This window comes from Sporolactobacillus nakayamae (genome assembly GCF_900113325.1).
Classification (GTDB): Bacteria; Bacillota; Bacilli; order Bacillales; family Sporolactobacillaceae; genus Sporolactobacillus; species Sporolactobacillus nakayamae.
This window is the reverse complement of record NZ_FOOY01000018.1, coordinates 30,003-51,447: the sequence shown is the minus strand read 5'-3', so window position 1 is coordinate 51,447 and position 21,445 is coordinate 30,003. Positions and strand designations below refer to the sequence as shown.

Below are 21,445 nucleotides of genomic sequence, written 5' to 3'. Positions count from 1 at the left end.
TGAGAAGGCGGTGATTTGATATGTTGTTCTCAAAAATTCTGGTATCCTACGATGATTCGGACTTATCAAAGAAAGCGCTTCAAAAAGCGGTTGATTTGGCGCGGATCGACGAAAATACGGAGCTTGACGTACTGAATGTGGTGACGGTGCCAACAAATCAGTTCATTGTCGGTGATGTCTATCGCGAAGTCCGCGAATCGACACTTAAGTACGGGCATGAAGTGGTTAAACGAACTGATAAAGTTCTTGATGAACTTCCGAACGCCACGCATACATTTGTTAAAGAAGGTCAACCAGTACGGACAATTCTTGACTTTGCGAGCCAAAATGGCTACGACCTCATCATCATTGGCAGTCGAGGATTGAGCGGAGTCAAAGAATTTCTTGGCAGTGTCAGTCATGGCGTTGTTCAGCGTTCAAAGATTCCTGTATTGATCATCAAGTAACAGGGTACAATGGTTTTAAAAACGAACGAAGCATCTTATAGAGAAGGCGCTCTCTTCTAAGAACAATGAGGGGGTGCCTTTTCCTGTCGCACAAATAATCAAATTTTAAAGGATGGTTGTCGGTCATGTCTGAGGCGGAAGTGATTAAACGAAGCAAGAACGCGGTAACGCATTCCCTACTGACAAGGGATTTGCGAAAAATCGGTTTAGAAGAGGGCATGACTGTTATTGTGCATGCTTCATTAAGCCAGATCGGTTGGGTTTGCGGCGGGCCATCTACGCTTATCATGGCACTTCAGGATGTGCTGACTCAGGCAGGAACGTTAGTGATGCCGGCGCATAGTGCGGACGTGTCAGATCCGGCAGACTGGGAAAATCCACCGGTGCCGCAAACATGGCTGCGTGATATCTATCATGAAATGCCGGCATTTGATCCACGCCGGACACCGACATGCGGGATGGGGCGAACGGCTGAGATTTTTCGCTCGTTTCCGGATGTACGGCGCAGTAATCATCCGATTTACTCTTTTTGTGCATGGGGAAATGGACGGGACGCGCTGCTGGCCCATCATTCGCTCGACAACGGATTGGGAAAAAAATCGCCTCTTGGAAAAATTTACGAACAGCACGGCTATGTTCTGCTTCTTGGCATCGGTTATGGAAACAACACGTCGATGCATCTAGGCGAATACCTGTCCGGCAAGCTCGAGATCGTCAAAAGATCAAGTCCGGTCCGAGTAAAGGGAAGAAGACAGTGGGTTACCTATCAAGATGGGGATTACCATGAGGAGAACTTTGAAACGATTGGTAAAGCGTTCGAAGCAAGCCGTCCTGGGGCGGCTGAACTGCGTGCCAGACATGTCGGTCAGGCACCTGCCATCCTGCTCTCGCAACGCGCGATTGTCGACTTCACGGCAGATTATTTAAAGAAAAACTATAGATAAAGCGGATATCCGTTTTACTTTTTACACTAACTTAAAAAAAGCGTTATGCTGGCTCAATAGAGACGCCTTATTCTTAAGGTATCAAAAGAGTAACCACTGAGGGGATGAAAATCATGGATGTTAATCAATCAAATGATTTTTCACAAAACGAAGTGTCTGTTAAGTTAAATCGAAAATTGCTGCTGACTAATATTATCTTGACTATATCTATAATCATCAACGTGAAGCTTTTCATTGGCTGATGGTCGATATGCTTTGATTGCTTTTATATAGGTCGCCAACTGAGGCGCACGGCGTTTACTGCCGATGCAGTTCGCTAAATCCATTTTCAAAGATCCGAGTTTTGGATCTCTTTTTTTTGCCACGATAATGAAATCACAACGTGTTTCGAATAAACTATATATGTACATGCTAAAAATCGACATGTTTCTACCTCGAAGGATCATTTCAAAAGGTCTATCAATTCAAAAATAAAAATAAATGGAGTAATAAATGAACTATAAAAAGGTATATGCCGCAGGAACAATGGCGGCTTTATTAAGTTTATCTGCTTGCGCGCAATGGCCATGGACGGATCAATCAAAACATATGCCGACGCAGCAACCAAAGAAGTCCACATCCCAGAGTAACAAGCCAAAAGCAAACGGTAATTCTTCTTCGTCCGAGAAAACCGTATCTGCGATGAATCAAAGAGGTATCCATGTGGTTGCCGATCCGTCAAATACGCTTGTCTTAGTTAATAAGTACTTTAAATTGCCGGATGATTACGTTCCAAAGGATCTAGTTGATCTGAATGTCCCGTATATTTTCTCAGGGCAGTCGGAAAAGAAGAAGATGCAATCGGTTGCTGCAAAACCGCTTAGAGAAATGTTCACTGCCGCAAAGCGTGATGGCATTCAACTTGCCGGCGTGTCCGCATACCGCTCGCATAAAACGCAGGTTGCGCTGTTTAATTATTATGTCCAGAGAGATGGTGAGAAAAAGGCGCTGGACTACAGTGCGCGACCGGGTACAAGTGAGCATGAGACCGGCCTTGCGATCGACGTCTCCGGAAGAAATGGGAACTATGCGGCGACACAGGAATTTGGAAAGACACCCGAAGCTAAGTGGCTTGCACGGCACGCGCAGGATTTCGGCTTCATTGTCCGCTATCCGGAGGGCAAAGAGTCGATAACCGGATACGAATATGAGGCATGGCATCTTCGCTATGTAGGTCTACCCGCATCGCAAAAGATGGCGGCAGCGAATCAAACGCTTGAGGAATACGTGAAGGCTGTTCCGGTCAGTGAATGAATTGGCAACGATTCACGCTCATTGAATCCTGCGCTAGGGATAATCTATAGATGTCCGGATCAAATGGACAAAACCTTCACGGTGGTGGACAAAATGAAACAAAGAAACGGACTAATGCCGCTGATTGCATCAATCGGTATCGGAGCAGCATGTTATCAGATGATGAAGCATAATCGGGCCGGACATGCAATTAAAGGCCGGATGGACAAAATGATGCATCAGAAACAAGTGTTTCCTGAGAACAGCTGACTTAGGAAAAAAGGAATCCAAGTAAGATTTGGGTTCCTTTTTTTAGTCAAGTACAGAAATGGTGTATTCGATAATTGACTCGATACAGGCATGCGGAAAAAAAGGTGATGCGCGGCCGTTTGAGCCATGTTATTTTTACAGGCGAATATTCTGAATAAAAAGGTTTCTTGTTTTCGCTTTACAAGGCTTGTCATTCTGTATATAATAAAAAACGTCGATTGCGACGGATAGCATGGCCCGTTCGTCAAGCGGTTAAGACACCACCCTTTCACGGTGGGTTCATGGGTTCGAATCCCGTACGGGTCACTTTGGAGGATTAGCTCAGCTGGGAGAGCGTCTGCCTTACAAGCAGAGGGTCATAGGTTCGAGCCCTATATCCTCCACTCCGCCGGTCTAGCTCAATTGGTAGAGCAACTGACTTGTAATCAGTAGGTTGGGGGTTCAAGTCCTCTGACCGGCACCATAAAGTTTACCTTTTATTTTTGGAGGGATAGCGAAGAGGCTAAACGCGACGGACTGTAAATCCGTTCCCTTAGGGTTCGAAGGTTCGAAACCTTCTCCCTCCACCACTTATATATTTTATATGTGGGCCATTAGCTCAGTTGGTAGAGCATCTGACTCTTAATCAGAGGGTCGAAGGTTCGAACCCTTCATGGCCCATTATTTTTTTCTTTATTTTGGCTTTGCGGGTGTGGCGGAATTGGCAGACGCGCTAGATTCAGGTTCTAGTGCCCTTTACGGGGCGTGGAGGTTCAAGTCCTCTCATCCGCATTATTGCTTTGGAATAGGCAGTCTACGTCATGTAGGCTGTCCTTTTTTTATGCTCTCAGCACTAGACAAAAAGCGTCAAAATCTAATGCACTAGTCTAGTGGAGGGGAATAACATGCGCAGGAAAATGTTGACAGTGGATCAGCAAAAACTGATCAATCATTCATCGACGATTGATGATGAAAGTGCGATCAAAGAATTTGTGAAAAGCAGACGGTTGAAAAATGTTCGCGAGACGACGATTACGTATTACGAAAATGTGATTCATGTAATGAAGAGGGATATGGAGCAGTTACACATCAATAAGCAACTCATAGAACTGTCTGAGAAAGATGTGGAGGATATTATCTTGTTGTGGAAGTCGAAGATCAAGATTACGTCCATAAACAGCAAGCTGAGGGGCGTGAGACCGTTCTTTTCATATCTTAAAGAGAAAGGGATGATCAAAAAGAATCCAACCGCAAATATCAAACTGCTGAGGGAGCGAAAACAGATCCGAGCAACTCTTGAGGATTTTGAGGTTAAGAAGATCGCTGACTACTTCAAGAAGCAGCAATCATTTTCTGGTTATCGAAATCTGATCATGTTCTATTTGCTGTTAGATACTGGAGTACGAATCAGCGAATGTATCGGTATTCAGTTGGGCGATATTGATGGCAGAAGGCTTATCGTTCGAGAAACAAAGAATCTTCAGCAGAGATTGGTCTTTTTGTCGAAGAACATGGTCGAAAAGTTGCAGTCGTACATCAAAGTCAGGGGCAGTCTTTCGCATGATTATATGTTCATCAACTGTGATAATAAGATCCTGTGTAAATCATCTTTTCAGGCTCAGCTGAGGGAAGCTGCTCAAGCGGTTGGCATTAAGAAGCAGGTCAGTCCTCATGTGTGCAGAAGAACGTATGCGAAAAATGCTGTCATGAGAGGGATGGACCCATTTTCGTTGGCTATGTTACTTGGTCATCAGTCGATTGAGATAACGAAGCGCTACGTTCAAATTTGGGGCTCTGATTTGGAGGTACAAGCTGAAAAGAAGCATGATTACTCGGGGATCTTTTAATTATAATTGTACGAAAATTCTGAAACTATATATAATTAAATAAGAGATAGCTATGAGTTTGGCGGCTCGGCTATCTCTAAGTTAAAAGGACAGAAGTTAGACCTCTGTTTTCTAAATGTTAGCATGTCTTCTTTTGTCTTGTCAAAGGAGAGAAGCATGAATGATCAAGTATTACACAGAAGATCAAACGGACAATTTGATCTATGTTCAAACACCTAAAGTTCTGATCTATGGCTCAAAGTATAAGGATATGATGCCTCAGGCTAAGATGCTTTACATGGTGCTTATGGACAAGATTAAGCTCAGCATGGCAAATGGATGGAAGGACAAGAAGGGACGACATTTTGTCATTATGTCAATTGAGTATGCCTCAGATATGTTAGGATTTTCAGCTTCAACTATCCGTCGATGCAAAGGAGAGCTGAGAAAATATGAATTGATTGAAGAAAAGAGGATGGGACTCAATCAACCTAATAGAATTTACGTTGGGAGACTTTCATACACAGATGAAGACCTTTACAAGCTTGATTCGTCCCGGAGTGTTCAATCTGAACATTCAAGAATGCTCAACGAGAGCACTCATGAGTGCCATATACGAGCACCATATAATAATAAGAATATTAATAATGAGCTAAATAATAATGAGTTAAAAGATCTTGTTAACAAAAGAGACGAAATCGTTAACAATCTCTGGAAGCAATTCTCACTTAAAGGAATGAACAAAGAACTGTTCTTTCGTGTTCTTTATCAGATCGAACTTCAGGAAAAAGAAGGAATTCAAATCGAAGACTTCGAAAGATACTTCGCTCGAGCATTACATACGGCTATGACCAAATCAGAGTACAAACGAGGGTTGAAAGAACCTCCAAGAATCAACATACCTGGATTGCCTGATTATGACTGGCTCAATGAGGATTCGGAATAGCTCTCAGGGGCCTCAGAATTCACTCTAAGGAACAAATGATCAACAGATTTATATTCGATTTATATTCACATTAATGCAGCTATGTTGGTCATATAGGACAAAACAGAGCTTCGATCTTATAGGGATCCACAATGACCCGTATGATCTCTTTTTGTCTGCTCTTATATTCATATTTAAAAAACTGTTTAATTCAATACGGATAACCCAGCAGCCCAGAAAATATTACCATGATCTATTTTATAGATTTGCTTTACACTCGGACAAAATTTTCAATAATAGTGGGGTATAAAAACAGCAAACGAAGGAGGAGCGCGGAAAAAAATAAAGTTTTTTTGGGATTTTGCTTTACAGAGTGTCCAACACCAGATAGACAGAGAGGGTAAGAAAAACACAAAACAAATCGGAGGAATTATTAATGGAAATTTTAATGAAAGAATGCGAATTGGGTTTTGAATCTGAAGGAAATGTTTGGGTTGCTAATATCAAATCAATAAAAGAGCTTATTTCTCTGCATTGTATTTTTGACGAGAGAAAACGTACTAGCGAGGTTTTCTTTAGATTGAAAGATGATAATGGAAAATGGAGGAAACTAATTGAATTCATAATTGAATACTTTCCGAGTAAAATTGAAAACAATTTTCCAAAAATCGAGTTTTTCAAATTTGAAGAGGAATCCACAAAGATTGAAGAACCGAGAAAAAATGAGGGGATTTTCCTTTGTCAAGGAGAAGTTAGAGACGAAGAGAAGAAAGACATTCCAACTTCTTTCTGGGATGAAATTGTAGAAGCCTACGGTGTTGAGTTTTTTGATGATGATGATGATTATTATGATGATTGTTATGGTTACGACGATGAACAAATAAAAGAACTTTGTCATTTGGAACGAGTAGAATCGGCGAGATCATATATTAAAGAAATGCAAAAGTTAAATAGAGAAGGCTGGTTAATCAATGGTGAGAGACCTCAATATTAAATGTAAAATGTTCTTCTATTTATGAAAATTCCATTTTATAAACGTATGAAGTCGGATCCTCCAAATTATTTCCATAAAATTCCTCAAACTGATTTACGTTATTCGTGCTCCAGATACAATAACAAAAATCAGATAGAGGAGAACTGATAATGAGGAAAAAAGAATATGTAAGTGATGTGATTACAGCTAATGTGATCGATAAATTGAAAATTGGTAAGAATTATCTTATTGCATCGGAAATGGATAGTGGTAAAAATTATTGGGTGCGAAATGTGCTTCTACCTTACGCACTTGACAAAAGAAAGAGGACACTCGTTCTATCCCATCGAAGTTCAACGCTCAGTCAGCAAAAAAATTACCTTGAAGAATATAAATGGGAATGCATTCGTCAATTTAAAGGTGGAATGTTTGATTTAAAAACCTATCAAGCGTTTCAGAATATGCTCAAGCGAAACGATCCATCCGTTGATGATTATGATTATATAGTTTGTGACGAGGCTCATTATTTTGTCAGCGATAGCGCATTCAATACAAAAACTGAATTAGCTTTTAATTACTTGAATCGAAATCATAAGGCTGTAAAGTTCTTTTTGACGGCCACGCACGAAGGACTTTATTACTTACCTTGGAAAAACGAAATAGAGGTACTGAAGGAAGCAAATTTTGCAAATAACTCTGTAAAAGATCTATATCGGTATGAAAAAGATGAGACAGCGTCTGCAGCAATTACTAATGAAGTCGAAAAAGGAAATAAGGTAATTGTTTATCACAATTCAATGAATACACTTTCAGATTTTTCTATTGGAAACAGTAAAATCCTATATTCAGGAAATCGAAATTTCTCAGATGAATATAACCAGATTACGGATAACTGTCAATTTGATTGTGATGTACTGAATACTACAAAGCTGATGACAGAAGCAACAGAAATTAAGGACGATTCGGTGGAGTCGATAGTTATTCATGGCATAAGTGATATTGATACGTTTGTTCAAGCAACTGGACGTGTCAGAAATAAAAAGGTAAATGTCTACTATAAGCGCGTCTCAAAAAAATCAATTCTGGCTAAACTCAGATATATCCAGAAACAGTTATTCTATTATGATGAATTCGAACGATTGGGAGAAGTAGATTTTATTGATGAATATGGTATAGATGTTATTAGCAAATCTATGAGAGCATTTTATCTTGATACCGTGATTGACCCTGAGAGCTCGCAGAAATATACACGGCTGAGAGTTCATAAAACTGGATTGGCCTATTTATGTTATCAAGAAGAAATCTATGAGTTCATGGATGAACATGGATTTGAAAAATTTTTTGACAGATACTTTCCTGACATTTCATACTTTGATTTAGAGCAGCTACGGAAGGAAGAACTCATTAAGTTAGATATCATTGATAACTTCATTGATAAGAAAATTTTCAAGGATCGCCAGAAAGAGTTAATTGGTGTGATTTGCAATAAGTATGGACTTCGAGCAAAGAATGGCTCAATAAGAGTTGGTTTAAAGACTATCAATTCATTCTTTGAAGAGAATAACATTCCACTCGTTATTAAAAGTGAGCGAGAAGGCAGTAGGCAATCAGAAAACTATAAGAAGACATATTGGATTCTATCCGAAACTTGATTTTAAATTGGGACAAAAAAAGTTAATATTACTTATTAATATACAAAGGTAACCTTTTTTGTCCCAGTTAGATTGAAACAGATAATAAAGCAATGAATTTACTGCAAATGTAACTTTTTTCCAAAATACTGTTACAAAAAGTCGAGTTGTATATATTATATTATAGAGAGCTAAAGTTGTTTTAAAATTCAAATTTTTTCCAAAAACCCATATAAATTTTGCGAGTTGTATATATATATTAATAGAGAGGTCTTTTGAGCGCTAACTCCAAAGTGCGTATTTCAAAGCCTTTCTTATGTTCAGTCATTTTATTTGCCTCGAAATTATCTAGTTTGCTTATGTCCGTCGGAGGACAATTGAAGAGTTCGTCTATACGAGTTCTTCATTCTTTTAAACACAACCCACTTTATATATTTCCAAGTCAATGAACCAATGAGATAGATTGACTTTCTCAGCGCGAGGTCAATTTGTCTCAGTACATAACTGGACGTGCCTTCGGGTGCGTCTTTTTATTTTGCTCGCATTTGCCGTGCGCAGCAAAACAACAGACAGAAAGGAAGAAATTAATGGCCAATATTTTTAGATGGGGGAGCCCTAAAAACAACGAACGAGATTATTTTAGTGCTGCAATTATCTCAACTCATTCTACAGGCAAAATCTCAGAACAATCAGCTTTAAAGATTCCTGCTGTCAAAGCAGCAGTTGAATTAATTTCAGGCTCAATTTCGCAGCTGCCAGTCTATTTGTACGAAGAAAATAAAGACAAGTCCGTTGATCGGATTGATGACGCTCGAATTGCAATTCTCAATGAGGATTCAAGTGAATATGAGGTTGCTCAAATACTCAAGAAGAAACTTGTAGTCGATTACTTACTCTATGGCAAGGCATACATTCTTACTAAGAACGACAAGCTTTATCATCTTCAGGCGCGAAGTATTCAAGAAGAGTTGTTCACTGAAGATGGGGTGACAATAGCAAAGAAAAAGTTTGTTTATCACGGAGTTAAAGATGTCGAATTAAATGAGCGTGAAATGATAGTTATCGATAGCGGAACAAACGGTGTACTTGTTGATGGAGAAGAAATCCTCGGTACAGCTCTTTCGCTGATTAGTTATCAAAGTTCCATTATGAAGAACGGCGCCCTACCAACAGGAGTTTTGAAAGCTTCATCTCGTCTTACAGAACCAGCAATAAATAGGTTAAGAGACAGTTTTGAAGGATTGTATAATGGTGCAAGAAAAGCTGGTAAGACAATGATTCTCGAGGAAGGCTTAGACTTCAAAGCGCTGTCGATGAAGCCTGATGAACTTCAGATGGATGTTGCTAATAAGTTCATCATCAGTGAAATAGCACGTCTCTTCAACATACCTGAGTCTCTTTTAAATTCCGCAGCGAACAAATATAACAGCCTCGAGCAGAACAATTTATCATTCCTGCAATACTGTTTAGCCCCAGTTATTACGAACTTCGAGTCTTCCTTTAACAAGAATTTGCTAACCACATATGAAAAACAATCCGGTTACTACTTCAGATTTGACACTTCAGAGCTTCTAAGAACAACTGAGAAAGAAAAAATTGATGCTACTTCAAGTGCATTTACAAAGGGATTAATCAGTTTCAATGAGGCACGATATACGCTTGATAAACCACCGGTAGATGATGATTTTTACTTGCTCAATCTTGGAAACGTTATCAGGAATGCTGAGAATGGTGAACTGACGATTCCGAATATGGGAGTCGTTGATCAAAAGAAGGAGGAAAAAGATGGAGAGGCAGAAAATTGAAATTCGAGCTCATGAAGCAGCGTTGACAGAATCGGGAGAACTTAAGGTTTCAGGCTATGTCAATAAAACAAATGAGCTCAGTGAAGTACTCGGATCAGTTAAACAATTCCGCGAGAAAATCGCTAAAGGTGCTTTTGATCGAGCAATCAGACAAGCGAAGCGAGATATTGATTTTTTAGCAGGACATGAAGCTAAATCAATCCTTGCTTCAACTAGAAATAATTCTCTATCCCTCGTTGAAGATGACGAGGGCCTTTTCATGTCTGCCAATATTACGCCGACAACGTTCGGTCGCGATTATTTCGAACTGATTCGATCTGGCATTTTAAGAAATATGTCATTCGGCTTTAGGAGTCTGAAAGATAGTTGGCAGCAGGTTAATGGTGAAATGGTGAGGACAGTCGAAGAACTTGAACTTATCGAAGTGTCGGTTGTTCGTGATCCTGCTTATTCACATTCGTCAATCGCAGCACGGGGTTTAGAAGTGGTCACTGATCTAGAGGTTCCTTCAATGGAACAAATACAAGCTAATAAAACTGAAATTTCAAACAAAAGGGAGAGCAATAAAATGATGAAAATGAACGGAACGTACAATGACTTTGAACAAATTTTGCGTGGAGAAGTGCGTGCCCTCCAAACAACTGCTGACGGTGGTGCAGTGATTCCTGAGCAGGTCCATGACGAGATTATTAAAAAGATGGAAGAGACGAGCCCGGTATTTGCATTAGCTCGCAAACTTAATTCAGTTGCAGGGACACTTCGTGTGACACGTGAAGATGACAGCGTGCAAGGTGGATTCGTGGGAGAAGGAGAAAACATTCTTGAGCAAGCGATTGCTTTTAAGCATGTTGATCTGAAGCAGAAGCGAGTTGGCGCTGCGGTTACTTTGTCGAATCAGTTAATTAATGATAGCGCTGTCTCTATTGCTGAGTATACGAAAGATTTGCTCGCTCGGAGGGTGGCGAAATCCGTAGAAAAGTCGATGTTGGTCGGAAATGGTGGCGTGGAATTTGCTGGACTCGTTAATGATGTAGAGATCGCAAATGTAGAAACAACTGAAGCGCTCAATATGGACAAGCTGCAGGATTTGTATTTAGCGATTCATCCTTCTTTTCTGACGAACTCGGTGTTTATCATGCAAAGAGATCTCTTCAACGAAGTCGCAAAATTGAAGGATAACAACGCTCATTACTTCCTTCAGATGGGTGTCGTTAACGGAAAGATTCAGCACACACTCTTCGGAATGCCTGTTCACATTACGGACGCTCTGACTGATGAAAATCCGGTGGCATTCGGCAACATTACTGAAGCTTATTCTGTGATGATTAAGCAGGAGGCAGGTATTCAGGAAATTGTCGATTCTCAGCAAGCGTTGCGTGGTAGTAAGTTGTTTGTTTTCGACGCTTACATGGATGGTGTCGTTGTCAATCCTCAGGCTGTTGCAAAGCTAACAGTTAATGCTGACTAAAAATGTGAAAATATTCACAAACAAGAGCCGTTCATTCGGTTCTTTATTACTTTAAAAGAATTGAGGTTCATATATAATGCCTAAAATTACGGGTATGAAAGTCAAACTGTATGTCATGCAAGCTGCTACTGGTAAAGTTCTTGCCGGACAGAAAAATGCTACATTGAATCGATCTGCTGATTCAATTGATGCAACAAGCAAAGATACAGAGGGCTTCTGGAAGGAAAGCATGCAAGGCTTCAAGGAATGGAGTATTGATGCAGACGGAGCTTTTGTCGCTGATGATGCAGCTTACGGTGTTCTTGAAGATGCTTATTTAAACTCTGAGAATGTTGATGTGTATCTTGAATTTCCGAGTGGAGCGAAGTATGAAGGAAACTGTGCAATTACAGATTTTTCTCTTGATGCTCCCTTCGATGATCTCGTCACCTATAAGCTCAGTCTCCAAGGTAATGGCGCATTAGCTGTTACAGCAGGTGAATAAGAAGCAGGAATCATCCTGCTTTTACATAGCGTCAGAAAAAATTAAGGAGGTGAATTATTATGTACCAGGAAAAACTGAAGAACTTAGAAGCTGTTCGCTCAGATATCGGTGAAGATCTATTTAGACGTATCTGTGCTTCAGTGATCACAGAACATTACGCAACAGCAATGCGTACCAGACATAGTGAAGTCAATAAGACAATGCTTCATCAATTAGTGAATCTTCATCTGCGAGAGATTGGTGTAGAAGAAGTAAGCTATGGGTTCATCCGCAGAGTAGATAGGGTTTGTTGATTATGATGGTTGAGAAGCAATAGAGATGCATCTATCTTATGAGGGTTCGATGGGTGCATCACATACATAGCACGAACGCAGAAAGACATAAGCATTAAGCATCTATTGGAAGACAACAACAGTGAGTCAATGGGTAGAGCTTTGTTTGATCAAAGAGTTAGGAATGTGAATGGGTAGATCGTGAGTCATTTGACCAGAGATCAGCGCTTTGGAGAGGGATACGCCCTACCTTTTTTGAAAAAAAGACACACTGCTCTTTTATAACGGTGGGTGTGTCGCTCTCAACAACTCACCCAAAACGCGCTTTCTCGTAAAAATAATTTTACATTTATTACAAATATTTACATATTCAATCTTTATGTTCAAGTTTGCGCATGATCGGCTCGAATTCCTTTTCCCAACGAGCATGATCTTCAATCGATTTCTTGAGCTGTTTGCCACTTTCACTGGTTATTTCATTTATTTCATCTAACTTATTTTTAATAGAATCGAAACCAACATCAAATATCTGAACAATAGAGTCAAACTCATTTCTCATAGAGTCAAACTCATTTCTCATAGAGTCATTGAATTGTTTTAACTCGTTGAGGATAAGCTTCAAACCTTCGATCACATCTTCGGTCATATCAATCGCTCCCAGCCATCTGTTTAAACTTTATATTCATAGTATATCTGAATAATTATAGTTCGTGTACTCATTTTTAGAGATAAAAAATAAATAGACAGAAAATTGTAACTAATAGTGTACGAGGACAAACAAACTATTTATAATTATAAATGTGAGAGATGTAAATATATTCCAGTAGGAGGAAATGAAATGGATCAAGAGTTTTTCTTTAACTGCTTTGACAAAGAGGTGAGATTTCTAGAAGAGTGTCAAATTGATGGAATTCGGCCAATGCCATACATCCTAAGTGATCTCTACAGTGACAGCGATCCAGAAGTGACGATCATCAGCAATGATCTTTACGAATTTACCTTCTTCAAAGCAACAGACTTGGCAGAGATTCACACAAAGACATCCAACAAAAATATCTCATCTTCTGTCATTAGAGATCTCATTATTATCGATCGATCTAGACGTAGTATTGAATACCATCTTACTAAAATACTTCAATTGGAGGCATCAAAATGAACGATCACTACGAGTTGGCGAAGGAAGAACTTTCATTCTATGGAAATGAAAACACATCACTGCAAAATATCTTGGCCGTGCTGATTGGACCAAAAGCAAGCCCTTCAATTACTGGGGAACTTTCAGGACTCGGTGTGGATCGTTTAGCAACATTGAGCATTGAAGAGTTGAAGAAATTTCAGGGCATTGGTGAAACAGCAGCGAAACGAATTAATTCAGCATTTGGGCTCGCTTTTAAGATCAGAAAGTTCAGCAAGAAAGAGAACTACACGATCAGAAGTCCACAAGATGCGGCTGATTACTTTAGTGATTTGGAGCAAGCAGAACAAGAATACTTAGATGCGATCTACCTGAACACAAAGAATGCAGTTATTAGTAGAAAGAACATCTTCAAAGGCTCCCTTAATGCTTCGATTGTTCATCCTAGAGAAGTCTTTAAAGAAGCTGTTAGATTGAGTGCGGCATCAGTAATTGTTGCCCATAATCATCCAAGTGGTGATCCGACTCCGAGCAAAGAAGATATTGACGTGACTAAGAGATTGGCATCAACTGGGAAAGTGCTTGGTATTGAACTGTTGGATCATATTGTTATTGGTGCTAAGAGTGATTATGTTTCGTTGAAGGAAAAAAAATCTATATAAATTTGTTATCAATTTTGACTTAATATAGGTGATTCCTTGAGATAAATGGTTAAATCATCTTCAGAAAGGCCAACACCCTTTATCAAATCATATAAATAATTCTTCTTGCTTTCATTACTTAAATTGGTATTGATATAATATTCTGTATTTGAAAGAGTATGGGTTCCTCTAATACTTTCTGGATCTTTTGAGATATAGTTCTTTGAAATTAATTCTGGACTGGTTACAGTGTTATAAAAAGAATCAGGGCTAAGATGATATATTTCAGTTATAACTTGAACATATAGATTGGTCATGTCTTTAGTATTATGTTTTTCACCCATGAATACAAAAGACTTAGGCTTAATATTCTTCCAATCGTCATCAAAATCTAAAATCATGTTATAACTTTCATCTATCAATTCAACATTTGGAATTGGCCATATTAAATTTGCTTCATCATATAGTCTATTGGCCCTGCTAAGAATTTCGTGTTCGTTCCATGTATCTAACTTAACGAGATCTGTGTTTAATTTACAAATACTGTCTTTAAACCCATTTTGCATATCTCGTTTTTCGGTAAAGAATTTCTTGCCCATTTCTCCATTGTATCTTGTCAAGGTTAGATTTCCGATTGTATGCAAATATTTTGTGTGTATTTGCTCCCAATTTTGTCCTAGAGCATTTATCCATTTTTGAGACAAATTGTTAGATTGGGGCATAATATGTTCAATTGAAAAACTTTCGATGTTTAAAATTTCTCTATTACCATAATTAACTAATCTTTCAAGGATAAATTTACAATTTTTTAAACTATACATATCTTTATAGAGAAATGAATCTTTGAATTCTTCATTCCTAGGAAAACGCTGAGGCCCTTTTTTTGACAAAAGTATCTTCTCGGCTGATTCTAAATAAGAATCTTTGTCGATATCTTTTAGAAGACTCACAATAATTTTACTTATAGAGTTTGGTGGAAGAGTACAAATTACGCGCCTAATTATACATGATTCGAGAAGACATAATATTCTTATAAAATATTTTTCAGATAACTTTTCATTAGTGTAGTCGTAGTAAAGCTCTAAAACAAATGGGTAAATAACGGTTACATTCAATTTAGAGAAGCTAATGAAATATTCGTTGATATCACTGTTCTTCTCGGTACATTTTATAATTCTTTCATATAAAATCGAATATTTGTACATATCTTTAACAAGAGACTCGATAGATAATTCGTTTCTTTCAAATTTTTTGCTAAAGTATTTCTTGAATTCATTATATTCGGCGGATTTGCTTGGAAACTTACTTATTTTAACAGTTAAATAGTCTCTAATAAAATTTGACAAGTTATTTTGTAATGAGTCTTCCATTTTAAACCAAAAGGAATTGTATATTTCTGTTTGAAAGTCGTCTTTTAAATCCATTAATAAAAAATTGCGTATTAAATCTGATTGTTGAAGCTTCACACCCGTAGAGTTGAGACTTTCAAAGATGAGTTGTGGGTTATCTTGTGACCTGATAATTGAGATGGATACAATCCATAGCTTAGCGATGCCATTAAATAAATTATCTATATCAAGTTCTTTATTTTTAATTTCATTACAAAAAAATTGATAGTTATTATAGATGTTATGGTCTAGGTCTTTTAGTGGGTAGTTTTTGATAAGTCTATCGTAAAAATCTTTATCATGTTTGGTTAAAGATAATTTAGGAATGAAGTCCTCACTGCGGTTATTTTGCCTCTTATCAATGACAAGGTAATTTTTTATTAGCTGAGCTGCAGTAGTATCGTACTCATCGGGATGCGCTTTAATATAATTAGCCATGGCCATTAATAGGAGTGAAATGGTAGTTAATCTTTGTTGACCATCAATAATCGTTAGTTTTTTAATTCTTGTTACTGAGTAGTTTTCATCTGTTATGTAGACTATAGAACCCATAAAATGAGTTTTATTTGAACTATCACTTGCCTTGATTATGTCTTGTAAGAGTTGAATACAATTTATTTTAGTCCATGAATAGGTTCTTTGGTATACTGGAACTACAAATTGGCTATTACTCAATTCAAGAAATTGAATAATGCTACTGTCATCAGACTTCAACTACACCACTCCCAAACAAGTTAAACTAACTATAAAATTATTATAACAATAATCTAGTACGTTTGGTAGTACAATTAGCCTAGGATATAATAGGGTTGCGTGCTCTTAGACGAAATGATTTTTAAAAAATTAGAAATATAATATGGATAATTTAAAGTCAGAATGGACGTGATCATTTTGAACGACTTTGATTTTATTTTAGTGGCAGCAGCCGTGAGTAAAACAACTAACTATAACTATATTCATGACTATTTACCGTTGATTACAGCTTTAGTGACATTTATTTTGACTAGTGTATTCTCGATAGTAAAAGATCATCAAAGATCTAAAAAAGATTCTAGAGTTATTTTTAATATCGAAAGAAAAAGGATACCTTATCATATCGAGGATCAATCATATGGATGGGGTAGACAGTTGCTTGATACGAGGTATGATAGTGACCATGAACAATATGTTGAAGACTATGGAAATCGATATATTGTTGAACACATAGTAATAAAAAATATTACGAGTAAGACTGCCTGTAATGTATTTATCAAAGTCGAAAGCTCTTATCAGAATGAACTGATTAAAAGGAACTTTCTATTACCGGTCATTTCTAGCGATGAAACGATTTACATACCTACAAGTCTACCAGGAGCCACGTTTATGACTGATGAATATTTGTCAGTTGACTATAGGACAGAAGGAAATGAGAGAATGAGGTATATAGAAAAGAAGATAAGGTTACACAAAGTTCAAACATTATTGGAGTCATTTTTCTCTAGGGTAAGTCAGACCCAGAATAAGAAAAAAGTAAAAAAAACGAGTGAAAAATATAAAAGCACATTATATATTTATTGGTTACATTTTATAAGAATTCCACTCTTTAGATATAAAGATACAGATTTCTTTAAGTGGGTTCACATCAAATAATATAAAATATTGATTTTATAACTCCTTTTTACAAATCACCAATCCCAGATAGAAATAGGGGTGAGGTGATTTTTATGTACTACATCTATCATTGGTACAATATCGAAACTGAAGAAGTGTTTTATGTCGGATTGGGTACGGGCAATCGGCGCTATCAGGTCAAGAACAGAAACAAACTATTCAAAGCGTATTATAGGAAGAACAAATGTGATGTACGTGTTTACAAAGCTGATCTTTCTTATGATGAAGGAAGACAACTGGAAATTGATCAAATTAAAGAACTGAAGCCTTGTTGTAACATGACCAAAGGCGGAGAGAAAACAGATGGTGCCAAAATATCAAAGGCGCTCACCGGAAGAACTCTGACTCAGGAGCATAGGGACAATGTATCAAAAGGCATTCAACAGTGGTACAAAGAAAGAGCTGCTGAAGGGAAACGGACAATCAATGGAAGAAAAGTGGCAGTTCTTGATAAAGATATGAAGGTTGTCCGAACTTTTGACGCAAAATATAAGGTCGGTATTTGGTTGCATGATGAACTCGGTTATGGTCATGATTGGAGATCAGCACAAAGGAATGCGGACAAGCACTTCAAGACAAAGATGCTGTTTGATGATAAATTCTACTTTGTTGAAATTCATGTTGACAAGCATTAACTGATCATTTATACTGTGTCTTGTGACGTTAAAACGGATGCTTTTGGAAGTGCCTGATATAGAGGGCATTTCAAGGCTTTAATTTTTGGGTGAGATTCAGGTTCTAGTGCCCTTTACGGGGCGTGGAGGTTCAAGTCCTCTCATCCGCATTTCACTATTATGTATTCTATGAATTAAAATGGGCAACACTTTTTGTACAGCCCTTATTTGCGGAAGTAGTTCAGTGATAGAACATCACCTTGCCATGGTGGGGGTCGCGGGTTTGAATCCCGTCTTCCGCTCCATAATATGGGGCCTTAGCTCAGCTGGGAGAGCGCCTGCTTTGCACGCAGGAGGTCAGCGGTTCGATCCCGCTAGGCTCCATTGGAGTATACATATGAAAAATGGGATTTTTGCTGAAGAGCAAAAATCCCATTTTTCATTCTGGTTAAAGGATTAAAGTCTGCTTATTTCATTAGTATCCGTTTACTCCGCATCGATTATTGTTTATTATCGAAAATAAGTCATAATGCGAGAAGGGCGGCGAAATGGTGAAACGGCTTGCAGTTATTGGCAGTAGTGGAGGAAACTTATTTTATCTGGGCGGGAATCAGCCGCTCAATTTATTGGAGGAAATCGATCAGCAATGCAAACAAAACGACTGCCAATTAATGGCTGTACAGTACATCGGCGCTGAGGAATCGCTGGATCGAAATAGACCTGGGACACGGGCGGCACTCTATACACTGAAAAATGGAAAAATAATTGTGGGATCTCATGCGTATCTAGAGAATATCAACAAGGAAGCAAAAAAGTCAGATGAAGTGATCGCGGAAACTATTAGGAACGGTCAAATCGATGGACTTATTATGATTAGCGCAGATCCTTTAGGCGTAAATAGTTGTGCTGTAAAAGCTGCCATAGAAGAAACGATTCCAATCGTCGGCACAGGAGGAACGTCAATGGCATGGGTCGAATCAATCGGCGGTCATGTGGTTGGTTCGTCGGGAACTACAGGGACAACCAATCGAACACGCGCACTTACCTTGGTTTCATATCTTTGCTCTTATTGGAAGATCACCAGTCGACCCGTCCATATTCAATGGAACAAGCTCAATCTGACCGGTATTTTGACGGCGGGTTTGCCTGCATTTATCGCCCTGGCAATGGTTTATACAGTTGCCGAACGTTTTCCTGCTCAAGAAACAGCTCAGTTGCTTCAACTGGCAATCGCGTGCATTCCTGTTTTGCTTGCTGTACTCTCCGCAAAGCAAATCAGTGATTTAAACGAAGTGACACTGATTGCTGCTTTGCTGGCCGGTTTTTTTGCGAACAATTCCGGTGTTTTGGGCGGAATTGCATCTGGACTGGCTGCAGGTGTTCTTTCCCAATATTTACTCGATGTCTGTACTCGCTGGAAAGTACCAATTACGACAAGTAATTTAATTGCCGGTGCTCTGTCAGGACTAATTCCCGGTGTACTTATTAATCTTGTGCTTGCTCCATTTTTATTGTTTATACAAAATGGACTCGTTCGATTCATTGAAGTGATGGTCAGTTGGAATGGATTGCTGATTGGTGCGCTTTCTGGTTTGCTTATTTGGGGGTCTCTATTGAAAAAAGGATACCACGCGCTAATTTTGCCGATCATACTAATCGAAATCGCTCAGACGGGTACGAGTTTTTTTGGTGCTATTGACATGATTTGTCTGGTGGCGACTGCAGCGGGTGTGAATGCTGCGATTTCTGTATTAAACCGTTCGGAGAGAGCGGCAGCAAAAAAAGGATTGGTTATGAATGTTTGTTATGGTACTTTTGTGGAATCAGTCTATCCGTATTTCACAAACAAGGCGATATTTATCAGCACATTGGTATCTGCTTGTGTGAGCGGAATGCTGGCTGGTTGGCTAAACCTGCGAGGTGTTGCTTATGTACCGTTTGTGGTCGCACCCCTTCTATCTCATTCTTTTGTTGTATTCCTATTGGTAATGGTAACGGCTATGACTCTCTCTTTTATTCTTGTCCTAATCGGGCTGCAAGTGGATAAAAGTACACATATCAATGACTGAAAAGAATGTTTTGTCTAAAAATTCCGTTGACAATTACTGCTGTTCATGAATATAATTATTCACATAATCTAGATTATGAATTAATTGATTAATAATGCGTAATTAGTCCAAGGCAAGGGAGGAATATTTTTTATTATTTGTAATTTCAGAAAAATAAGTCAAGGAGAAAAAATAGGTGACTATTTATTTGAATGGTGCATCATTAGACTTTGTCCAGATTGATAAAATAATCAATCATCATGAGCTCGTTGCGATTGATCAAAAAGCAATCCAGCAAATTATGTCAAGTAGGCAGACGGTTGAACGGCATATTCTAGCCGGTGATGTGATTTACGGCATTAATACGGGGTTCGGTAAATTCAGTGATCAATTGATCTCAAATCGTAATATTGAGACGCTGCAGGTTCATTTACTTCGTAGTCATGCATGTGCCGTTGGGGAGGCTTTTTCGGATCGAGTGGTTCGCTTGATGCTTTTGTTGAGAGCCAATGCACTGGCCAAAGGGTATTCGGGTGTTCGCCCGGACATTATTCAAGCCTTAATTGATTGTTTGAATAAAGGAGTCATTCCTGTTGTCCCAAGCCAGGGTTCTTTAGGTGCAAGCGGCGATCTGGCACCGCTTGCTCATCTTGCGCTTGTACTTATCGGCGAAGGAGAGGCTGTTTACAAGGGAAAGAAACTGTCCGGAGCTGATGCGTTAAGCGCCGCAGGGTTATCTCCAATTCAACTAAAGGCTAAAGAAGGATTGGCACTCATTAACGGAACACAGGCGATGACGGCTACGGGTTGTGCCGCGTTCATGGATATGACTCGATTAATGGTGGCAGCAAATCGAACGGCAGCATTAACCTTTGAGGCTCTGCGTGGTGTTGAAGAAGCATTTTGGGATGAGTCTCATCAGGTTCGCGTTTTCCCCGAACAGATTCAGGCAGCGCAGACGATGATGGGCTATTTAAAAGGAAGCAAATTAACAACGCATCAAGGAGATCTTCGTGTACAAGATGCCTATTCACTCCGATGTATTCCGCAAGTGCATGGTGCGATTCAACGCGTAATGAATCGTGTTCAGGAGGATCTGCTGATTGAGATAAACGCTGCGACAGATAATCCGTTAATCTTTGCGCAGAGTGGTCACGTTATCTCGGGGGGGAACTTCCATGGTGAACCAATTGCCTTTGCTATGGACTTTCTTGGAATTGCGGCAGCAGAACTTGCGACTATTTCTGAACGACGTATTGAGCGCATGGTAAACCCTCAATTGAATAACGGTTTACCCGCATTTCTCAGCGCGGAGCCGGGACTGCAGTCCGGGTTTATGATTACACAGTATGTTGCCGCTTCTCTTGTTTCGGAGAACAAAGTGCTAGCGCATCCGTCCAGTGTAGATTCGATTCCGTCGTCAGCGAATCAGGAGGACCATGTAAGCATGGGAACAACTGCCGCTCGAAAGGCAGTGCAGATAATTGGTAATACACGAAGAGTTGTGGCTATCGAGGCGCTCTGTGCCGCCCAGGCCGCAGATTTCCATGGATCGGAATTCTTAGCAAAGGAAACACATGCTTTTTATCAAGAGATTCGTTCCTTGGTTCCTTTCGTCGTGCAAGATAAGTCTCTTTCAGCAAGTATTGAAAAGTTAGCAGAGGCAATCTAAGT

21 protein-coding genes and 8 tRNA genes are annotated in these 21,445 nt (G+C 39.1%); 26 read left to right on the top strand and 3 right to left on the bottom strand.

Annotated features, from left to right (window positions below):
- Positions 1-20 precede the first annotated feature (20 nt).
- Complete coding sequence (locus BM003_RS12260) at positions 21-446, top strand: universal stress protein (RefSeq protein WP_093673488.1); 426 nt, start codon at positions 21-23, stop codon at positions 444-446.
- A gap of 125 nt (positions 447-571) precedes the next feature.
- Positions 572-1,390: an AAC(3) family N-acetyltransferase gene (locus BM003_RS12255; RefSeq protein WP_093673486.1), complete on the top strand. Its 819-nt coding sequence runs from the start codon at positions 572-574 to the stop codon at positions 1,388-1,390.
- A gap of 164 nt (positions 1,391-1,554) precedes the next feature.
- On the opposite strand, the gene BM003_RS12250 is transcribed toward BM003_RS12255, so the two are convergent.
- Entirely contained in the window at positions 1,555-1,815 is a 261-nt protein-coding gene (locus BM003_RS12250) for a hypothetical protein (protein ID WP_093673484.1), read from the bottom strand.
- 67 nt (positions 1,816-1,882) lie between these two features.
- On the opposite strand from BM003_RS12250, the gene BM003_RS12245 reads away from it, so the two are divergent.
- The 16 genes from BM003_RS12245 to BM003_RS12170 all read left to right on the top strand — a co-directional run bounded on the left by BM003_RS12245 (position 1,883) and on the right by BM003_RS12170 (position 12,316).
- Positions 1,883-2,683 carry a M15 family metallopeptidase gene (locus tag BM003_RS12245; protein ID WP_093673482.1) on the top strand — a complete coding sequence of 267 codons (801 nt, stop codon included), beginning with the start codon at positions 1,883-1,885 and terminating at the stop codon, positions 2,681-2,683.
- Between the two features lie 93 nt (positions 2,684-2,776).
- Complete coding sequence (locus BM003_RS17690) at positions 2,777-2,932, top strand: hypothetical protein (RefSeq protein WP_177184778.1); 156 nt, start codon at positions 2,777-2,779, stop codon at positions 2,930-2,932.
- Between the two features lie 234 nt (positions 2,933-3,166).
- Positions 3,167-3,238: transfer RNA gene (locus BM003_RS12235), tRNA-Glu, on the top strand.
- Positions 3,239-3,242: 4 nt separating this feature from the next.
- Positions 3,243-3,315 (top strand) — tRNA-Val (locus BM003_RS12230).
- 4 nt (positions 3,316-3,319) lie between these two features.
- Positions 3,320-3,395 (top strand) — tRNA-Thr (locus tag BM003_RS12225).
- Positions 3,396-3,416: 21 nt separating this feature from the next.
- A tRNA-Tyr gene (locus BM003_RS12220) sits at positions 3,417-3,501 on the top strand.
- An 18-nt stretch (positions 3,502-3,519) separates the two neighbouring features.
- Positions 3,520-3,592, top strand: a tRNA-Lys gene (locus BM003_RS12215).
- A gap of 25 nt (positions 3,593-3,617) precedes the next feature.
- Positions 3,618-3,703: transfer RNA gene (locus tag BM003_RS12210), tRNA-Leu, on the top strand.
- 113 nt (positions 3,704-3,816) lie between these two features.
- The gene (locus BM003_RS12205; RefSeq protein WP_093673478.1) at positions 3,817-4,758 is read left to right on the top strand and encodes a tyrosine-type recombinase/integrase; all 942 of its coding nucleotides are present in this window, start codon (positions 3,817-3,819) and stop codon (positions 4,756-4,758) included.
- Between the two features lie 160 nt (positions 4,759-4,918).
- Complete coding sequence (locus tag BM003_RS12200; protein WP_093673476.1) at positions 4,919-5,683, top strand: replication initiator protein A; 765 nt, start codon at positions 4,919-4,921, stop codon at positions 5,681-5,683.
- Positions 5,684-6,098: 415 nt separating this feature from the next.
- The gene (locus BM003_RS12195) at positions 6,099-6,656 is read left to right on the top strand and encodes a hypothetical protein (RefSeq protein WP_093673474.1); all 558 of its coding nucleotides are present in this window, start codon (positions 6,099-6,101) and stop codon (positions 6,654-6,656) included.
- Between the two features lie 149 nt (positions 6,657-6,805).
- Entirely contained in the window at positions 6,806-8,287 is a 1,482-nt protein-coding gene (locus BM003_RS12190) for a DEAD/DEAH box helicase family protein (RefSeq protein WP_093673472.1), read from the top strand.
- A 566-nt stretch (positions 8,288-8,853) separates the two neighbouring features.
- Positions 8,854-10,071 (top strand): phage portal protein, encoded by a 1,218-nt coding sequence (locus BM003_RS12185; RefSeq protein ID WP_093673470.1) that lies wholly within the window; start codon positions 8,854-8,856, stop codon positions 10,069-10,071.
- A complete protein-coding gene (locus BM003_RS12180) occupies positions 10,052-11,539 on the top strand; it encodes a phage major capsid protein (RefSeq protein WP_093673468.1) in 1,488 nt (495 codons plus the stop codon). Before BM003_RS12185 ends, BM003_RS12180 begins: the two co-directional genes overlap by 20 nt.
- 76 nt (positions 11,540-11,615) lie before the next feature.
- Positions 11,616-12,023, top strand: coding sequence for a phage major tail protein, TP901-1 family (locus BM003_RS12175; protein WP_093673466.1), 408 nt, complete (start codon positions 11,616-11,618; stop codon positions 12,021-12,023).
- Between the two features lie 59 nt (positions 12,024-12,082).
- A complete protein-coding gene (locus BM003_RS12170) occupies positions 12,083-12,316 on the top strand; it encodes a hypothetical protein (RefSeq protein ID WP_093673464.1) in 234 nt (77 codons plus the stop codon).
- 349 nt (positions 12,317-12,665) lie between these two features.
- Here the strand turns inward: BM003_RS12170 and BM003_RS12165 are convergent, their stop codons facing one another.
- The gene (locus tag BM003_RS12165) at positions 12,666-12,941 is read right to left on the bottom strand and encodes a hypothetical protein (protein WP_093673462.1); all 276 of its coding nucleotides are present in this window, start codon (positions 12,939-12,941) and stop codon (positions 12,666-12,668) included.
- A 192-nt stretch (positions 12,942-13,133) separates the two neighbouring features.
- On the opposite strand from BM003_RS12165, the gene BM003_RS12160 reads away from it, so the two are divergent.
- Together BM003_RS12160 and radC are read left to right on the top strand one after the other, a co-directional pair.
- The gene (locus BM003_RS12160) at positions 13,134-13,451 is read left to right on the top strand and encodes a hypothetical protein (RefSeq protein WP_093673460.1); all 318 of its coding nucleotides are present in this window, start codon (positions 13,134-13,136) and stop codon (positions 13,449-13,451) included.
- Positions 13,448-14,092 (top strand): RadC family protein, encoded by a 645-nt coding sequence (gene radC / locus BM003_RS12155; protein WP_093673458.1) that lies wholly within the window; start codon positions 13,448-13,450, stop codon positions 14,090-14,092. Before BM003_RS12160 ends, radC begins: the two co-directional genes overlap by 4 nt.
- Positions 14,093-14,100: 8 nt before the next feature.
- On the opposite strand, the gene BM003_RS12150 is transcribed toward radC, so the two are convergent.
- The gene (locus tag BM003_RS12150; RefSeq protein ID WP_093673456.1) at positions 14,101-16,173 is read right to left on the bottom strand and encodes a DUF262 domain-containing protein; all 2,073 of its coding nucleotides are present in this window, start codon (positions 16,171-16,173) and stop codon (positions 14,101-14,103) included.
- A 177-nt stretch (positions 16,174-16,350) separates the two neighbouring features.
- On the opposite strand from BM003_RS12150, the gene BM003_RS12145 reads away from it, so the two are divergent.
- The 6 genes from BM003_RS12145 to hutH all read left to right on the top strand — a co-directional run bounded on the left by BM003_RS12145 (position 16,351) and on the right by hutH (position 21,443).
- Positions 16,351-17,088 carry a hypothetical protein gene (locus tag BM003_RS12145; RefSeq protein ID WP_143128462.1) on the top strand — a complete coding sequence of 246 codons (738 nt, stop codon included), beginning with the start codon at positions 16,351-16,353 and terminating at the stop codon, positions 17,086-17,088.
- Between the two features lie 74 nt (positions 17,089-17,162).
- On the top strand, positions 17,163-17,744 hold the full coding sequence (locus tag BM003_RS12140) for a GIY-YIG nuclease family protein (protein WP_093673452.1): 582 nt from the start codon (positions 17,163-17,165) through the stop codon (positions 17,742-17,744).
- Between the two features lie 209 nt (positions 17,745-17,953).
- Positions 17,954-18,028 (top strand) — tRNA-Gly (locus BM003_RS12135).
- Between the two features lie 6 nt (positions 18,029-18,034).
- Positions 18,035-18,107, top strand: a tRNA-Ala gene (locus BM003_RS12130).
- Between the two features lie 164 nt (positions 18,108-18,271).
- Positions 18,272-19,792: a hypothetical protein gene (locus BM003_RS12125; RefSeq protein ID WP_093673450.1), complete on the top strand. Its 1,521-nt coding sequence runs from the start codon at positions 18,272-18,274 to the stop codon at positions 19,790-19,792.
- 175 nt (positions 19,793-19,967) lie between these two features.
- Positions 19,968-21,443 carry a histidine ammonia-lyase gene (gene hutH, locus BM003_RS12120; protein ID WP_093673448.1) on the top strand — a complete coding sequence of 492 codons (1,476 nt, stop codon included), beginning with the start codon at positions 19,968-19,970 and terminating at the stop codon, positions 21,441-21,443.
- The last annotated feature ends 2 nt before the right edge of the window (positions 21,444-21,445 follow it).

Excerpts from the sequence above, each read along its gene's own strand:
- BM003_RS12255 (WP_093673486.1), top strand. The coding sequence starts at position 572 with ATGTCTGAGGCGGAAGTGATTAAACGAAGCAAGAACGCGGTAACGCAT.
- BM003_RS12175 (WP_093673466.1), top strand. The coding sequence starts at position 11,616 with ATGCCTAAAATTACGGGTATGAAAGTCAAACTGTATGTCATGCAAGCT.
- BM003_RS12180 (WP_093673468.1), top strand. The coding sequence starts at position 10,052 with ATGGAGAGGCAGAAAATTGAAATTCGAGCTCATGAAGCAGCGTTGACA.
- BM003_RS12190 (WP_093673472.1), top strand. The coding sequence starts at position 6,806 with ATGAGGAAAAAAGAATATGTAAGTGATGTGATTACAGCTAATGTGATC.
- BM003_RS12205 (WP_093673478.1), top strand. The coding sequence starts at position 3,817 with ATGCGCAGGAAAATGTTGACAGTGGATCAGCAAAAACTGATCAATCAT.
- BM003_RS12140 (WP_093673452.1), top strand. The coding sequence starts at position 17,163 with ATGTACTACATCTATCATTGGTACAATATCGAAACTGAAGAAGTGTTT.
- BM003_RS12195 (WP_093673474.1), top strand. The coding sequence starts at position 6,099 with ATGGAAATTTTAATGAAAGAATGCGAATTGGGTTTTGAATCTGAAGGA.
- BM003_RS12160 (WP_093673460.1), top strand. The coding sequence starts at position 13,134 with ATGGATCAAGAGTTTTTCTTTAACTGCTTTGACAAAGAGGTGAGATTT.
- BM003_RS12260 (WP_093673488.1), top strand. The coding sequence starts at position 21 with ATGTTGTTCTCAAAAATTCTGGTATCCTACGATGATTCGGACTTATCA.
- BM003_RS12170 (WP_093673464.1), top strand. The coding sequence starts at position 12,083 with ATGTACCAGGAAAAACTGAAGAACTTAGAAGCTGTTCGCTCAGATATC.
- BM003_RS12250 (WP_093673484.1), bottom strand. The coding sequence starts at position 1,815 with ATGTCGATTTTTAGCATGTACATATATAGTTTATTCGAAACACGTTGT.
- BM003_RS12185 (WP_093673470.1), top strand. The coding sequence starts at position 8,854 with ATGGCCAATATTTTTAGATGGGGGAGCCCTAAAAACAACGAACGAGAT.
- BM003_RS12165 (WP_093673462.1), bottom strand. The coding sequence starts at position 12,941 with ATGACCGAAGATGTGATCGAAGGTTTGAAGCTTATCCTCAACGAGTTA.
- BM003_RS12125 (WP_093673450.1), top strand. The coding sequence starts at position 18,272 with ATGGTGAAACGGCTTGCAGTTATTGGCAGTAGTGGAGGAAACTTATTT.
- radC (WP_093673458.1), top strand. The coding sequence starts at position 13,448 with ATGAACGATCACTACGAGTTGGCGAAGGAAGAACTTTCATTCTATGGA.
- BM003_RS17690 (WP_177184778.1), top strand. The coding sequence starts at position 2,777 with ATGAAACAAAGAAACGGACTAATGCCGCTGATTGCATCAATCGGTATC.
- BM003_RS12245 (WP_093673482.1), top strand. The coding sequence starts at position 1,883 with ATGAACTATAAAAAGGTATATGCCGCAGGAACAATGGCGGCTTTATTA.
- BM003_RS12200 (WP_093673476.1), top strand. The coding sequence starts at position 4,919 with ATGATCAAGTATTACACAGAAGATCAAACGGACAATTTGATCTATGTT.